General features: G+C 62.2%; 11 protein-coding genes and 1 pseudogene. 4 read left to right on the plus strand and 8 right to left on the minus strand.

Annotated features, from left to right (window positions below; translation table 11 throughout):
* The first annotated feature begins 16 nt into the window (after window positions 1–16).
* A protein-coding gene (locus HNP60_RS04885; RefSeq protein WP_184150883.1) for an IS5 family transposase occupies window positions 17–783 on the plus strand; the annotation gives its coding sequence in 2 pieces (ribosomal slippage) (window positions 17–341 and window positions 341–783; 768 coding nt in all).
* 90 nt (window positions 784–873) lie between these two features.
* Here HNP60_RS04885 and HNP60_RS04890 read toward each other — a convergent pair.
* A complete protein-coding gene (locus HNP60_RS04890) occupies window positions 874–2,289 on the minus strand; it encodes a coiled-coil domain-containing protein (protein WP_184150885.1) in 1,416 nt (471 codons plus the stop codon).
* A 70-nt stretch (window positions 2,290–2,359) separates the two neighbouring features.
* A complete protein-coding gene (locus tag HNP60_RS04895; RefSeq protein ID WP_184150887.1) occupies window positions 2,360–4,057 on the minus strand; it encodes a glycosyltransferase in 1,698 nt (565 codons plus the stop codon).
* Window positions 4,058–4,499: 442 nt separating this feature from the next.
* On the opposite strand from HNP60_RS04895, the gene HNP60_RS04900 reads away from it, so the two are divergent.
* Complete coding sequence (locus tag HNP60_RS04900; protein WP_184150890.1) at window positions 4,500–8,687, plus strand: glycosyltransferase; 4,188 nt, start codon at window positions 4,500–4,502, stop codon at window positions 8,685–8,687.
* Window positions 8,688–8,780: 93 nt separating this feature from the next.
* On the opposite strand, the pseudogene HNP60_RS04905 reads toward HNP60_RS04900, so the two are convergent.
* Window positions 8,781–9,202: pseudogene (locus HNP60_RS04905) on the minus strand (integrase core domain-containing protein); the annotation flags it as partial.
* A gap of 292 nt (window positions 9,203–9,494) precedes the next feature.
* Between HNP60_RS04905 and HNP60_RS20275 the strand changes: the two are divergent.
* Window positions 9,495–9,773, plus strand: coding sequence for an IS5/IS1182 family transposase (locus tag HNP60_RS20275; RefSeq protein ID WP_014075359.1), 279 nt, complete (start codon window positions 9,495–9,497; stop codon window positions 9,771–9,773).
* 82 nt (window positions 9,774–9,855) lie between these two features.
* Here HNP60_RS20275 and malQ read toward each other — a convergent pair whose 3' ends face one another.
* Entirely contained in the window at window positions 9,856–11,829 is a 1,974-nt protein-coding gene (gene malQ, locus HNP60_RS04915) for a 4-alpha-glucanotransferase (protein ID WP_184150896.1), read from the minus strand.
* 17 nt (window positions 11,830–11,846) lie between these two features.
* On the minus strand, window positions 11,847–12,104 hold the full coding sequence (locus HNP60_RS04920) for a DUF2934 domain-containing protein (RefSeq protein ID WP_184150899.1): 258 nt from the start codon (window positions 12,102–12,104) through the stop codon (window positions 11,847–11,849).
* 174 nt (window positions 12,105–12,278) lie between these two features.
* On the opposite strand from HNP60_RS04920, the gene HNP60_RS04925 reads away from it, so the two are divergent.
* On the plus strand, window positions 12,279–12,458 hold the full coding sequence (locus HNP60_RS04925) for a hypothetical protein (protein ID WP_184150902.1): 180 nt from the start codon (window positions 12,279–12,281) through the stop codon (window positions 12,456–12,458).
* 72 nt (window positions 12,459–12,530) lie between these two features.
* Here HNP60_RS04925 and HNP60_RS19725 read toward each other — a convergent pair whose 3' ends face one another.
* From HNP60_RS19725 to treY, 3 genes are read right to left on the minus strand one after another with little or no spacing between them, the layout of a single operon-like run.
* A complete protein-coding gene (locus tag HNP60_RS19725) occupies window positions 12,531–12,803 on the minus strand; it encodes a hypothetical protein (RefSeq protein ID WP_221414637.1) in 273 nt (90 codons plus the stop codon).
* Window positions 12,803–13,381, minus strand: coding sequence for a hemerythrin domain-containing protein (locus HNP60_RS04935; protein ID WP_184050282.1), 579 nt, complete (start codon window positions 13,379–13,381; stop codon window positions 12,803–12,805). Before HNP60_RS04935 ends, HNP60_RS19725 begins: the two co-directional genes overlap by 1 nt.
* Complete coding sequence (gene treY, locus HNP60_RS04940) at window positions 13,378–15,663, minus strand: malto-oligosyltrehalose synthase (RefSeq protein WP_184150905.1); 2,286 nt, start codon at window positions 15,661–15,663, stop codon at window positions 13,378–13,380. The genes HNP60_RS04935 and treY overlap by 4 nt, the downstream gene beginning before the upstream one ends.
* Window positions 15,664–15,665: the final 2 nt, after the last annotated feature.

Consider the following 15,665-nt stretch of genomic DNA (forward strand, 5'->3'; position numbering starts at 1 on the left):
ATGATTCAGAATCGGCATGAGCCGATATGATCTGACCGACTTCGAGTGGCGCGTGATCGAGCCGCTGCTGCCCAATAAGCCCCGAGGCGTGCCCCGTGTCGATGACCGCCGCGTGCTGAACGGCATCTTCTGGGTGCTGCGTTCCGGTGCACCGTGGCGTGACCTGCCCGAGCGCTATGGCCCACGCACCACTTGCTACAATCGCTTCGTGCGATGGCGGAAGGCTGGCGCCTGGGACCGGATGATGGATGCCATCACCGCCGCCTATGACGGCGACATCCAGATGATCGATAGCGCCTCCGTTCGCGCCCACCAGCAGGCCGCGACGGCAAAAAGGGGGGTCGAGATCATTGTCTCGGTCGCTCCCGAGGCGGCCTCACGACCAAAATCCACGCGGTCGTCGATGCGCAGGGGCTTCCGATCCGGCTCGGCTTAACCGCTGGGCAAGCGCACGACGGCCAGGTCGCTGACACGCTGCTCGACCAACTTGACCCACATACCATCGTGCTAGCTGACAAAGCCTATGACGCTGACCGCATCCGTGAACTGATCGAAGTGCAAGGAGCTACGCCGAACATCCCGCCGAAAAGCAATCGGCGCTGGAAGCCCTGCTTCAGCAAGCGCCTCTATCGCGAGCGCAACCTGATCGAGCGATTCTTCTCCAAGCTGAAACACTTCCGCAGGGTCGCCACCCGATACGACAAGCTGGCCGAGAACTTCCTAACTATGGTCCAGCTCGCATCAATGCGGCTCTGGCTTCGCGTTTATGAGTCTACGGCCTAGCTGATTGATCCCATGGCATCGCGGGGCCCCTGATCCGGAGGCCAGCGATGCCGCGGGCCCGGCATGCGTGTCTATATGCTGCCCAAAAGGTCAGCGTTCGCGCGCTTCCAGCATGCCATGCATCAGATAATGACGCAGGGGGGCAATGCCCGCAGCGGCGACATCCGGATAGCGGGATAGATAACCGTCGCCGTCGAACAGGCCTGACTGCTGCAGCTTTTCGTTCTGGCGCTTGCGCTGCCACCTTAGCGGCATAAAGCGCCACCACCATTTCCCGGGTTTGTCGAGTGCGAAAACCGCCAATTGACGAAGCCATTCCATCTGCTCCCGAGTCTCCCGCAACAACCGCTCGGTTTCGAGGTTCCTCGTTTGCACTACCATCGGCATCGGCTGCCGCGCCGGGATGGCTTGGACTCCGAGGCGCTGCGGGGCCCCATTCGGCGATCCCGCTTCCACGCGCATCCGTGGTAGTGCTGGAGCGGTCAGCGCTTCTGCCGGCTCCGCATCAGTCTCAGGCAACAATGCTCCCGCACTGGCCAGACGTTTCATGAGCATGCTCTTGTCGCGATGCTTCACGGGATCCATCAATGCCGATTGGTAGGGCGGCGCGGCGGCTGGACTCGAAGAGGTAGGCGCAGGTTGCGCTGCCGCCTTCTCAACGGCTTCGCTCAGGGCTGCATTCTTCGATGTCAGCAGGTCGATCTGGTTGTTCAGCCTTTGCAGTTGCGCCTTGGCCGCACCGAGTTCTCGTGATTTTGCATCGCGGTCGCGCGCTAGAGAGGACAACTGGCTTTGATGATCTGCGCGTTGCTCAGCCAGCTTGAATATCCATCCATTCGCGTCCCCCAGCTTGGCCTCTAGGACCGCTTCACGTTCTTCCGCCTCCTTGAGTTCCCGCTCTAAAGAACTGACCCGATCGCGATGCGCAGTGAGCAGTGAAAGCGTTTGTTCGATTTCCTCCTGACGCTGCCGGAGGATATTCTCGGCCCGAGCGATGTCCTGCTCGAGCTTCTTTACCTGTGAACGCGAATCATCCAGCAGCGCCTCGGCCTTGGCCGTGTGCTGTTGCTGTTCATTCTTTTCATTCTGCAGTTGCGCGCTCCGCGCCTCTTCAGCGGCCAAGCGCGTCGTGAGGTGCTTAAGCATGTCGAGCTTTTCCGCAAGGTCAGTTTCCAGAGCTGCCAGCTTGGTGGTCACGCGCTCGCGTTCCTCTCGCGCCGCGTTTTCCATGGATTTCTGCCTGGCGCGATCCTCGTCGAGTTTCTCACGCAATTTCGCTAGTTCACCCTCACGATGCGCGCGATCGGTCTCCATCTCGGCAAGGCGGGATTCCAAGCTGATCCGAATATCTTCGTTCTGGCGTGAGCGAGCCTTCTCGGTCTCCAGCAGTCCGTGCCATACCATGCTGGTATGATCAATGAACTCCTTCTGCTGGTGGATAAGTCCTTCGAGTGTCTTGATGCGCTGAGAAAGCGATTCTGGACCCCCGCTCGCTACTGTATTCACGCTTAACCTCACTTTCGAAAGATGGATGCATTTCTGGGCGAATTCAGGTCGCGTCCCTGCCAGTCAGCCACTACTCATAGATTGCCCTTAGAACGCTTTGCCATTCGCCGCCAACCCGTTGTGCAGAATAGCGATCTGCCACAAGTGCCTGTCCCCGATGGGCGATGTCATCGCGCCAGACACTGTCCTCGACCATACGTCGCATATGGCGTGCAGCCATGTCGAGGTCCGGATCAGCCCATGTTTGTCCGGCACCGAAAGGATATTGCCCTTGGCCGACCTGACACAGGGAGGCAGCAACGAGAGCTGCCGTGCCGTGCGTCGTGAAATCCATATTCCCTGAGTGAGCAGTCGCAATCACCGGCTTGCCCAGGAGCATGGCCTCCGCGATGTTTCGGCCGAAACCCTCGCTACGATGTAACGAGACGAAGCAATCGAGAGATCTCCAGAGGTCGAGTAAATCGGCACGGGTGAGGGATTCCGTAATGATGCGGATGCGGTGATCATGGGCCTCTTCGCTTACTAATGCCTGCCACTCGGGATTATCAGAGCGTAGAGCTTTGATGACGAGGCCGACCGACTCATCGTCACGTCCGAACGCCTTATGGAAGGCCGTGATACAATTGCCGGGTGCTTTCCGCGCGTAGCTCGACAGGCCATCGAAGGCGAATCCGAACAGAAACGGGATTGCCGGCAGGTTGAAAGCACTGCGATCCAAGCCAGAGCTCTCCCGCACAGAGACAGCCATCGGCAGATGCCGAACGGGTTTGGGCGACGAGCGACAATAGGCGTCATAAGTGAATCGGCTCGAAGCCCAGACTTCGTCTACGAGATCATAACTGTCACGCCAGGCCAGAGGCATTTCTGATAGCTCCCAAGGCCAAAACCCGACATTGTAATAATCGGCAAACAGCGCCCGGCCGCGCTGCATAATTTCAGCGGCCGTGCTGAGGGGGCTCATACAGAACATGTTGAAGGCAAATGGAAGGAGATCTCCAGCCTCTGCAAATCCCTGTTCCTCATCGGGCATGGTGATGCCGGGAGAAACATTATGTAGCGAATAAGGGATGTCGACGGCGTCCAGCGCGTAAGCTGCCATGCGAACATCTTCGCTGACGCCGCTTCGTCCGTGGATATGGCCAAACAGATTGACGCCGAAAGGGCGGGCTACAGAAAAAATGCGCGATGGTGGGCGGGCGAGCATGATCTTGGGATGGCTGAGGATCGGAAAGATGCGGCTCCCTTCACAAGCGCACCAGGCGCGGAACTGGGGATCGCTCGGCGACATGAAGCGGGTGGCAAGGGTCTCGTCAACCGACCATATGTAAGTGAGAAGGCGCGGAACATCCCTGAAAGCGTCGTCGGGCGCAAGCAGATGACTTGCCTGCTCATCGTCCAACAGCGCACCCAGGTTGGTTTGGGACAAACCCCGCGCGAACAACCAGGCGAAAAAGGCATTCTGCTGAAGCGCGTTGGCGTGGGCCAGCGGCGTCGATAGTGGCGAGCGGTGGGCTAGGCGATGCATCAGCCATGTAACCGGGATAGGTCCGCGTTGTCTGTACTTGGGATGGGGCCGATTCGCAGCCAAGAGGCCACGGTCACCGACGGGATCGAATTGAAGTCCCATCTCGGCGAAGCCATGGAGGATATACCACCAGTACAAGTCTGCCACGCCAGCGCGCGTATGGAGGTCGAAGGCGGTCTGAAGGTCCTGCCGTTCTTGCCAGATGGCCCGTGCCCGGGCTGGAAGCGATGCGCCGGCCGGCATCTGGGCTGACCCTGATCCAAACCACTGCATGATCCGGCGCGGCAAGATGCCGGCCGTTCTGCTCAATGAACTTCGTCTCACTCGTCCTGCCCTGGTAGCCTACCGTTCATGCCGCGTACTCGGCCGAAATCGAGCGTAAGCCGCTCCTTGCTTTGGCGGCAATGTTTTTATTATCTGTTCCGTCTGCCGCGCTCGGGCGTTGGCGGCAAGCAACGCTGTTGCCACTGATCATGCCACGTGGCATCGACGGCAAGCTCATTCGGGCCTGCATGCGGACTGTTTACGTTTGTGGCATTCGACCAGATGTGCCTGACACGCCGATCGCAGTGGCGTAAAATATAATGATCAGGCGCAGATATGGTGAATAACGGTGACTGAGGTGTTGTTGCTTTCCTTAAATATAAGATGAATTTGTCGAAAGATTTTCTATTGAGGGATTTTCATGAAATTCGCCTTTGTCGTGCAAAATTTGGCGCAGGTGAGCGATTCCGTTGGATATGACTGTATATACCAGTATAAGACAATTAGAGAATTGTATCCTACGGATGGCGGCGTTCGGATTTTTTCAGAAGTATTCGACAGAAGAATTCATTGCGATATAGACATCGAGCCGATGAAGGATTTTTGGGAGGCCGTTGCGGCATATCCCGACGCCTGCATCATTTATCATTTCTGCGATGGCTGGACAGAGATTGACGAATTTCTACGCGAAACGGCGCGCAATGCCGTAATTCGCTGGCACAACAACACGCCGCCATGGTTCTATATCCGGGACAATGTAGATTTCGCTGCCGACTGCAATCGGGGTTACGACATTATCTCCCGGTTCGCGCACGCGGGAAGTGTGCGATTTATGGTCAACTCTGAGTTTACACGCCGACAGCTCCATGCATTGGGTGGGCTGGATTCGTTGATAAATACCGTGTTTCCTGCCAGCACTTTTCTCCTGAAGGATCGCCGCGACAATCGGGCCGCCCTGCCGCAGTCGGCTGACCGCCCGATCGAACTCCTGTTCGTAGGACGGGTGGTGCAGCACAAAGGACATCGACACATCCTTTCAGTTGCCGCGGTCGTGCAGCGCTTTTGCGAGCGTCCGGTCCGCGTGCTGTTTGCCGGAGCACTTGAAGCGCGTCTCCAGAACTATTGGTTAGAGCTGACCGACATTGGGGTGAGGCTGGGTGTCGAAACTGTTTTTCTAGGACTCGTTTCCGACGCTGATCTGGCGGAACTATATGCATCCTGTGACGCCTTCATCTGCATGTCGGAGCATGAGGGTTTTGGCATGCCGGTGTTCGAGGCCATGCGAAGCCATGTGCCAGTTATTGCCTGGTCGACGAGCGCCATGGCGGATCTGCTGAAAGGCCACCCTTTCGCATCAAGTGAATTTTCACTTCATCGGTTTGCCGCTTGTGTCATTGCAGCCATGGAGCCATCCATCAGGCAGCGTGTGATCGCCTTACAGCAGTATGTCCTGGAGGGGTATACTGATGCGACTGTGCGCTCCCAACTATGTGCCGCAATAGCACGGGCAGAAGATTTGGGACTAGATCCGATCTCCGATGCGCCGGCCGTTCCCGATATCGACGATATCGCCACCTTTGTCTCGAATCTCACCGAATGGATAGAGCAGGAAATCGGCACGTCTGTCGAAGTATTCATCCACGACGCCCCCGTGAATTATGTCAGCCTCTATGACATCGCGATCCATGACCGACTCATTCGGGCCGTCTATTTTGATAGACAAGCTCGGGGCGCACGCGCACGCTCCGATCATTTCGATGAGCTGCACCCGTTCCACTCCATCATCCGGCATGCGATGCTGGGCGAGGCGATTGCTGACGTCAATCCGCCTCGTGATCTGGAAACGCTGTTGAGCTTCGACGACGAGGTATTCGTGCGCTTGGCTTATTGGGCGTTGTTGGGAAGGGAGGTCGATTCAGGCGGACTTTCCATTTATCTGCGTCGCATTCGCAAGGGCGAGGATAAACTGAGGCTGCTTCGCGAACTGGCCAGTTCCGCTGAAGGGCGGAAGCATGGCGGGCGGTTGGGAAAGGCGGTTCTGGCGGCCGGCCAGCCCAGCGATATCGTTCGCTTGCAGCAGATGGAGACGACAATCGGGCGGCTGCAGCGCTTCCTCGCCCCTGAAGTGGGCGGGCCGCCGCCTCATGATCCCCTCGGCAGCATTCGCCATGTCGACGATTTGCTGCAACTTAACACCCCGTCATTCATCGACATGTCCTATCGCATTTTGCTTGGCCACGCCGTGGAGGCGGGGCGCATGGACCGCGATCTGGCGGCCCTCCGTCAAGGGCAGTCCCGGCACGCCTTCTTATCAGCGCTGCGAAGGTCATTAACCGAACAGGATCAGATCGGCAGTCTAGAGGGCTTGTCGGCCTATCTCGCAGCACCCGAAGATGGGGCGGATCCCGTGTCGATCCGTGTGGCGCGACTGTCTAATGAGTTGGGACGATTGACTAATCAGTTGGCGCTGTGGGACCAGGCTCCATCGGGCGTTCATGCGCAGGAGCCAGACCGTGCCTTGCTCCGTCTGACTGAACAGGCGGTCCGCACAAGCTCTAGCCCTTCGATGGAAAGCCTGCGCGCGCTATCGTTGGAAAGAGCGGCCGGACGCCGAGAAGCCGTGACCCAATCAGCCGGCTTGTGCCCGGCAGAGACGCAAGCTGGGCCCGGCGAGATCGAAATCCATCATATCCATCAAATTCTGATTAACGACGAGGACCGGATACCTGATGAACTGCCAGACATCGTGCAGCGCAATCGGGACTCGCTCCGTAGGTTCTATCCGGAAGCTGAGTATCGCCTGTGGGGGGCGGATGATCTGCGGCAATTTATCGCAGCGCATTTCGAGCCAGCCGTGGTCGAGGGTTTCGACATCCTGCAGGCCTACGCGCTCAAGGCCGACTTGGGACGATACTGTCTTTTGTATGTTTTTGGAGGACTCTACAGCGACCTCTCCAATCGTTTTCTTTCGCGGTGGCGGATTGCGGAAGGAAAGACGATCGCCTGCTTCCGCGAGCATAAGCCTCTCCATGGCGCCGTGTGGATGCTCCAGAACACCTTGATCTATGCCTCACCGGGGCAACCAGAATTACGACTCGCGATAGATCTCGTACTGGAGAACATCCGTAATCGGGAATATGGAGTCAGTTCCCTTGCGCCAACTGGCCCTATCCTCTTTGGCCGCGCTATGGCTGCAGTCGGCCAGGCGAGCAGCTACCAGATCGGCGATGCGATCAATCTGCCGGTCGAAGGCGGGTTGAACCGTGCCAATTATGTCGATCGGGACGGCACATTGGTCGCGGCGAGGTTGCAGGGCAATGGGGGATGCCTCTCGGAACTCGGCCTGCAGAAGACAAACGTCTATGGTGAGATGTGGAGCCGTCGGGAAATCTACGGCGAAGGTCTCCTACTGTTCGCGCATGATAACCCTGCCGTGGAGACGGCGGAACCGCGCGACATTGCGGGTATCGTTCTGGGCACGCAGGGCAAAGAGCGAGGGATAAGCATTCGTAAGATTGCCTTACCGCGCGGGCAGTACAGGATCACCGCCCGATTCCTCGTGAAGGATCGGCCGGGCGCTATCGGCTTGGCAGTCGATAGCGATGGCGGAACCCGTCAGATCGTGAGGGGCAAGGCCGTGTTGCCGGATGACTGCGGCGACGTCGGCGTCGCATTCACGCTCGACGAGGCAATGACCGTCGACGTCCATATCCGCGTCGGTCATGCCTTTCACGGTCTCTTCAAACGTCTGATGGTTCGCGGTGTTTCTCAGCACGATTCCGATGTGACACTGACGGAAACCGAAGCAAGTGGTGTTCACGCCCCCGAAGCGAGAAGCGTGACAGTGCAGCCCGTCAGTCACATTCATCATATAGCCTATCATCCCGCCGTCTTGGCTTTGGCGGATGAGAGCGAAATTGCGGAGAACATCCGTCTTGCGGCAGCCTTGCATGATGGGGCGCGGCAGATGGTCTGGACCGAAGCTAGCCTGCGCGAGTTTATCGCGTCTCGCTTCAATGCCGATGTCGTCTGGGCATATGACTGTCTGCCCCAATTTATGAACCGATCGGAACTGGGGCGCTATTGCCTCCTCTATGCATTGGGCGGGCTCTACGTTGATCCGTGGCTCCGGATGGTAAGTCCGATCGGCGTTGCTTATGGCAAGCAGTTGACGTGCTTTCGCAGCGCCGAGGTGGAGGATGGGGCCTCATGGTCGATTGACACCAGCTTGCTTCACGCTGAGCCCGGACGGGCCGAATTCGAGCAGCTCATCGATCAGATTGTCGAAGGCGTGCGTGGCGGGGATTATGGCGCGATACCAACGGCTGTGACCGGGGCAGAGCGGCTGGGGCGGGGCTTGGCGATATCTTATGATGCCAGACGATATTTTGGCGGCGAGATCGTCCCCATGACCCGCGGACGTCCAATCGTCAACGACTGTTTCGTTAGCCAAGATGGACGTCTCATCGCCGTCTGTAAGGGGAGCGACAATCCCATAACACGAATGCGACAGGAAGTCAGGGCGGCGTGGCTGGAAGGGCGCATCTACGCGCATGTCGAAGGGCCGCATTTGCCCCGGCGGGCGCCATTGGTGCAAACTTTAGGCTGATCTGATCCCGGAAAACTCTACCCCGGGGTGGTCCAGAGAATGGTGTCGGATCACGGACGAGCCGTGGTGACATGCTCCCCGAAGTTCCTCCACTCATAAGTAGGGGCCGGCGTTGTCATGGTGCCCATCCGAGCGGGGTTCCACAAGCCGCTTGGCAGCATCGGCGGGCGTCAGCCCGCCTATCCCGCTATGCGGACGCGCATGGTTGTAATCGTCGCGCCAGCTCCTCAGTACCGATCGGGCGGCATGGCTGAGCGATGCGAACAGCGTTTCATTGAGGCGTTCTTCGCGCAAGCGACCATTAGAGCTCTCCACATAGCCGTTCTGCTGCGGTTTGCCGGGCGCGATGTAATGCCACTCGATGCGGCGGTCCTGAGTCCATCGCAGGGTCGCCAGGCTCGTAAGATCAGTGCCGTTATCGCTGACGATCATGAGGCCCTTGCCGCGAGCCACGATGATCGCGTAAGCTCTCGGCTGACACGGGCGCGTGACAGCGACGCCGCGCACGACCTGCTAAAACCGCTTCGTGCGGTGGCGGAAGGCAGGCATATGAGATCGAATGATCGATGCCACCACCGCCGCCCATGACGGCGATATCCAGATGATCGACAGCACCTCCGCTCGCGCCTAACAGCAGGCGTGACGGCAAAAAGGGATCGAGCTATTGTCCCGGTCGCTCCCGAGGCGGAGTTAAGAACAAAATCCACCCGCTTGTCGATGCGCAGGGGCTCCCGATCCGGCTCGGCCTGACAGCAGGACAGGCGCACGCCGGGCAGGTCGCGGGATCATCTTGGTCCGCACACCATCGTGCTTGCCGACAAAGCCTACGATGCCGACCGCATCCGTGCGCTAATTGAAGGGCAAGGAGCCACGCCTAACGTCTCGGCCGAATTCAATCGGAATTGGAAACCCTGCTTCAGCAAGCGGCTCTACCGCGAGCGTAATCTGATCGAGCGCTTCTTCTCCAAACTGAAGCACTTCCGTCGCGTCGCCACGCGGTACGGCAAACTCGCCGAAAACTTCCTCGCCATTGTCCAACTTGCGTCAATGCTTCTGTGGCTCGGTGCTTATGAGGCTACGACCTAGATGAGATGCCTGAGGAAGTGGCCAAGAAACTGCAGGCGGGCCTGACGAGATCGACGTGATTCGGCCATCCCCTGCGCACAGCTTAAGTAACATTGGGGGGCGGATCCACCCCCTTGCCAGTCCCCTCGCGCCGCCCCGATCGCGCGTCGAGGGCGTGGAGGCGGCGTGTAACGTCCGGGCGGTGGAGGAGCTGTGCGAGCGGCGCGGGCAGGCGGCGTTGCCAGTTCGGGTGTTCGTCGGTGGTGCCCGGGATGTTCACCTGATCCTCGGCGCCGATCAGGTCTTCCAGCGAAACCATGGCGAGCACCGAGCGCGTGCGGGAGATATGGTCCACCGCGGCGTCGACGACGCGTGAGGAGTCCGTGCGCGGGGGGAGGGGCCCGGTGCCGATCGCCTGCCAGAGCAGGGTTCGGTCGCGTGCCCGGAGCGCCTGCGCAGAAGCCAGGTCGAACGCCTCGTGAAGGCGCGCGGTCCATTCGAGATCGTGGCCGCTCCACCAGCCGGCGAGCGTGGCCGTATCGTGCGTTCCGGTCATGGCGACGCTCTGCGCGTCGTAAGCGTCGGGGGGCAGGAAGCGGCCATCGCTCTCCCGCTCGAAGGGGAGGACGCGCATGCCGAGCATGCCCTTGTCATTCGCCCGCTCGCGGAAGCCGGCGGGGATGGTGCCCAGATCCTCGGCGACGATGATCGCCTCGTGCCGCTGGCTCTCCAGGGCGATGATGCGCAGCATGTCCTCGAAGGGGCAGGCCAGATAGGCGCCGGCGCTGCTGGGGCGGCCCTCGGGGATGACCCACAGCCGCTGCAACCCGAAGGCATGGTCTATGCGCACGCCGCCGCAATGGCGAAGGGCCGCGCGGATCATGGCGATCCAGGGCTCGAATGCCTGGTCCGCCAGGGCGCGCGGCGAGAAGGTGGTGAGGCCCCAATTCTGTCCCGTCGGTCCCAGCGGATCGGGCGGCGCGCCGATCGTCAGCTTCTGGAGATAGGCCGAGGGATTGGCCCAGACATCGCTGCCCCGGGGATCGACGCCGACGGCCAGATCGGCGATCAGGCCGATCCCCATGCCGGACGCGCGGGCCGAGGCTTGCGCGCGGGCAAGCGCCTGGGCGGCGAGGCGCTGGCCGAGAAGATGGACGCCGAGCGCGTCGGGATGCGCGGCGATGAACGCGCGGAGCGGGTCTTCCGCGGCGGTCCGCAGATCATCCGACCAGCGCGCGCGGAGCAGCGGGGAAAGATGCAGGGCATCGAAGGTGGCGTGCCGGTACAGCGCTTCGCCTTCCCCCGCCGCCCAGTCATGCAGGTCGCGGCGCTGCGGCGCGGTCAGGCCGGCATAGCTGCGCTCCAGCGCATCGAGCGCGGCGGGGAGGGCGGTGGACCAGTCGATCAGCGCCGAGGCGTTGACGGTTTCCTGCAGGCCGAGTGGCGCCAGCGCGCTGTTGAGAAAACGGCGGCTGGACGGCGCATAGGGGCTGTAATGCTCCGTGCGTCCCGGAATGAGGGCATGGACCGGGCTGATCGCGAGGAAGGCGGCGCCGCGCTCTCCGAAGAGGTGCGCCGCTTCCGCCAGATCATCCAGCGTTCCGAACGCGCCCGAACCCCGCAGGGCCGGTATCTGCACGGAAGAGCCCCAGCCTCGATGGGGCAGGCGGCACCGTGCCGGCGCGATGGCGAGAACCATTTCGTGGCCACCGACATGCAGCCGGTGATAGCCGGTCCGTGCGATGGGCGGCAGGCTGCCGCCGCGAATGGACAACGCGAGCGATTCCCCATCCTCCAGGATCAGCTCGGCCTGTTCCCGCCGGGCGAGCCCTGCCGGAAGGGGGATGGGGTGCCCGGCATCGCCGCTGAGGAAGCGCGGGGGCAGGCACTGCTCGTCATCGCATCTGGCGAGGCTGTGCGCCCGGTCCGCAGACGTCCCGGCGGGATAACCGAGCGCGCCGAGCACGGCGACGAGGTCGTCAGGGGCGACCTCGGCCGGCCGCCCTTCGGCGTCGGTCCATCGGCTTGATATGCCCAGAGCGGCCGCGAGCCTGTCCAGATCGGGTTCGACCCGCATGCCGCCTGCCGTGTTTGTCAGGCGACGGGCGCCTTCTTCTTCGGGCGTCCGGCGCGCCGTGGCGCTGCCGCCGGGACAGCCTCCGAGGTCTCCGGGGCCGTCTCCGGCTGCTCGGCTACGGCCTGCTGAGCCGCATCGATCGATGGGGCGGCATCACCGTCCAGTTCCTGTTCCGCGCGCAACCAGTGGTCCTGCGAACGGCCCTCCGGGCGGCCCTCCGCTTCCCATATGGCATAGGCACGATCCTTGATCGTCTGGTCCCGATCTTCGCTCATTCATGATCCTCCTTCACTTGCCGGTCGGCACAACGCCTAACGCGCCGCGCGCAGTTTGGATGCGACAAGCCGCAAGAGCCTTGATCGAGATTAAGTCCTGCATGTGCGGTCGACATGGCCGGGAACGTGGAGCCTCATCCATCGTTACGCTGGGGCAATTCAAGGAGACTGAGAATGATCAAGCGATTGCTCGTCGGTGCCGCGCTGGGTGTATGGGGTAAGAAGCTCTATGATGAAGGGCGGCTCGATCCCTATATCGCCAAGGCGAAGTCCAAGGTGGACAGCTATGCCGGCACAGACACGGCCACGGCCGGCCCCGGCAAGACCAGGACAGCGACCACGCCGGCCGCCTGAACCGCGTGGGGCGGGGCTTTGCTGCCTCGCCCCGTCGGCCTGCGGGCCGAAGGCCGGGCGGAGGGCTGGCGCTTATTCCGGCCGATTCTGGATCAGGCTGTCCAGCTGGGCCGGTGAGAGCGGCTGTTCCAGCTGGTCGCTCGTGCATTGTTCCGGCGCTTTGTCCGGCCGCCAGCGCAACAGCCGCGTGCCGTGGCGGAATCGCCCCCCGGTCACCTGATCGTAGCGGACCTCGACGACCAGCGAGGGGTCGAACTGCCATCCGTCCCCCGATGGAAGCTCTGCGACGAGCCTGGCTTCCATCGGTAGTAGGTCATCAAACCAGGCGCGCAGCCTGCCCGCCATCAGGCGAGCTTCAACCCTTCCTTGTTCATGCTCGCGGTGAGCCGGGCGCCATCGGCATCCGAGAGGGCAGCGGCGAGGGCGGGGAACAGCGTTTCCTCTTCCTCCGCGATATGGGTTTCGAGCGCCGAACGCAGCTCGCCGACCTTGGAGAGGAAACGCGGCGCATTGGGCGCCATCATCTCGAGCTCGAACAGGGCGTGCTTCACGTCGCCATGATCGGTGATGAGTTGTTCCGCTTCCTCGGCCAGCCCATGATCCCGCATGGCGGGATAGATGACATTCTCTTCCTCGAAGGCGTGCTTGCCCAGCAGATGCTTGATCTGCGTGAGCAGCATGGAGCGTTTCGCTTTCTGGGTCTCTTCCGTCGCCTCGAGCGCATCGAGCAGCCGGAACACGGTGCGGTGCTCGGTCTGCAGCGCTTTCTGCCAGTCCCGTCGCAGCAGGCTGGGGCCCTGGACAAGGAGCTTGCGGCCGAAATTGGCGGCAAGCCCCGCGGCCATGCCGATCGCAGCGAAGCCTACCAGTACGGCTGGAGAGGGAGCGGCCTTGGGCCGGGCGAAAGCATCACTGATCTTCATGTCGATTGCTCCGTCGCAAGGGGGACATCTAGAGAACCGCTGCCGGAGCGTTGGGTTTCCGGTGCTTTCGGGCGCATCCGGCGGGGCAGTTCGATGGCCATGGTGAAGCTCTGCTCCTGCCAGTCCCGCCGGACGTAGAGCGCATCGTCGCCCGCAGTGAGCGTGTAGCGTCCCATTGCGAACAGCTCGGGCTGCTGGCGTCGACGGGCGAGCAGGTCGCGGGTCAGGTCCAGCTTCCGGACATCGCGCGCGTCCATGTCCGCGCGCGCGTCCATCGCGTCCCAGTCGACCTGCCGGCGATTGTCGGGATCGGTGAGCGCAATGCTCGTCAGCTCGGTGCCCTGATAGATGTCCGGGATGCCCGGGGCGGTCAGTTGCAGGGCCGTCTGCGCGAGCACGAGATCGCCATGGATCGCCTCGAAGGCCTGCCGCTCCTCGGCCGACCAGACGAGATGATCGGCGAGTTCCTGCATGAGACGAGTCGTGACCGCCGCGGCGCGTTCCTCCGTCTCGATCGCGGGATCTTCGTGGCTGGAGTTGTCCTTCGCTTCCCGCATGGCCTTCGCCAGATGGTCGGCACTGCGCGCATCCCTGTCCGGTTCCCGGTACATCATGAGCGCGACCTGCGCGGCATAGATGCCCCAGCGATCCGGGAGAGCGCGCTCGGCCGCGAGCGCGCGCCCGCGCGCGTACAGCCGTTCGCCGAGCGCGGGCAGATAAGTGAGTGCGATAATGGCCGCGCGCGCATCCGCCGAGCGCTTGGTGTCATGGGTGGAGAGTCCGGTCAGGGCGCAGGGCGTTTCCTGCGCGCGGGCAGCCATGCACTGCTCGAACCCAGCGGCGTCGATCGGCTGGAGATCCGGTTCGGCGCCCACCTCGCAAAAGGGGAGATAGGCGACCGAGCGGAAGAACACCGTGTCTTCCTCCGATTTCGCGGTGAGGGCACCGGTCAGCTGTTCGAAGCGCGCGGCGAAGGTGCGGGCCTGCGGATCGTCGGGCGCCGAAAGCAGGTTGAACACCGGTCCGAGCGCTTCGCTCGGCAAGCGGTCCGCCCGGGCGGCTTCCAGCGCGCCTGCCAGTCGGGCACCCGGCGGCAGCGCGTCGGCAGCGTAGGAGCGATAGACCGGCCAGTGGAGAGCAAGCTGCGCAATGGCGGCCCGCACCGCCTGCGCGGCGGGAAGCGAGGCGGCAAGGGCCTGCGATGCCGCATGGCTCACGCGGTCCAGCTCGGGCCCGAAGACATGCTCCAGCAATTGTGCCCGCACGGTCCGCACTTCGGCCCCGGTGTCGCCGGGGAGGCAGCCATTCGCGGCTTCACGAAGCGCCTGCAGTCCTTCCGGCGCGGTCAGAAGCTGCGTGACCGGCGCCATGAATTCATAGCCGCTCATACCCTCCACGGGCCAGCCGGCGGGCATGGCCTCGCCTTCCTTGACGATCTTCTCCACCCAGATCGGCAGGACCCCGACCGCATCCCTGAGGCGGCGCAGATAAGCCCCGGGACGGGCAAGGCCATCGATATGGTCGACCCGCAGGCCCTGAATGTGGCCGGCCTGCACGTGCCGGATGATCCAGCGATGGGTGAAGTCGAACACGTCGGGGTCTTCCTGACGGACCCCGATCAGGCTGCTGATGTTGAAGAAGCGGCGATGGGTGATGGCGTCCGCGCTGGTGCGCCAATGTCCCACGCTCCAGTGCTGCCGGTCCAGCAATTGCCGGAGGCTCTCGCCGGTGAGCGCTTCGTCCGGCGGGAGCGCGGACAGGGAGCCCTCGCGCAGGGGGTAATGCTGATCGTAGATGCGCAGCGCGGGCGCATCCGCATCCCCGGCAAGCGAGATGTCGCCTGCCGAGAGCAGGTCCGCCGGCGACCCGTCCAGCACGGCGAAATGCAGGGGCCCCCTGCGCCAGTCGATGTCGAACATGGCGGCGTAGCGGCTCGCGGGACCTTCCCGCATGACGTCCGCGAGATAGGGATTCTCGGGCGACAGCACCATGTGGTTGGGCACGATGTCGAGCACCAGACCCATGTCGGCATCCCGGGCCGCGTGGGCGAGCCTCTCGAAAGCCTCCTCGCCGCCCAGCACCGGATCGACTTCGTTGGGATCGACCACGTCATAGCCGTGCGTCGAGCCGGTCGCGGCCGTGAAGAGCGGCGAGAGGTAGAGGTGACTGATGCCCAGCGTCCGGAGCCAGGGGATGCGGGCGCGCACCGCGTCGAGGTCCACGCCGTTGCGAAGCTGGACGCGGTAAGTGGCGACAAGGCCGGGGGCAGCGCGATGAGCCATAG

Origin of the sequence: Sphingobium lignivorans (assembly GCF_014203955.1) — a bacterium.
Classification (GTDB): Bacteria; Pseudomonadota; Alphaproteobacteria; order Sphingomonadales; family Sphingomonadaceae; genus Sphingobium; species Sphingobium lignivorans.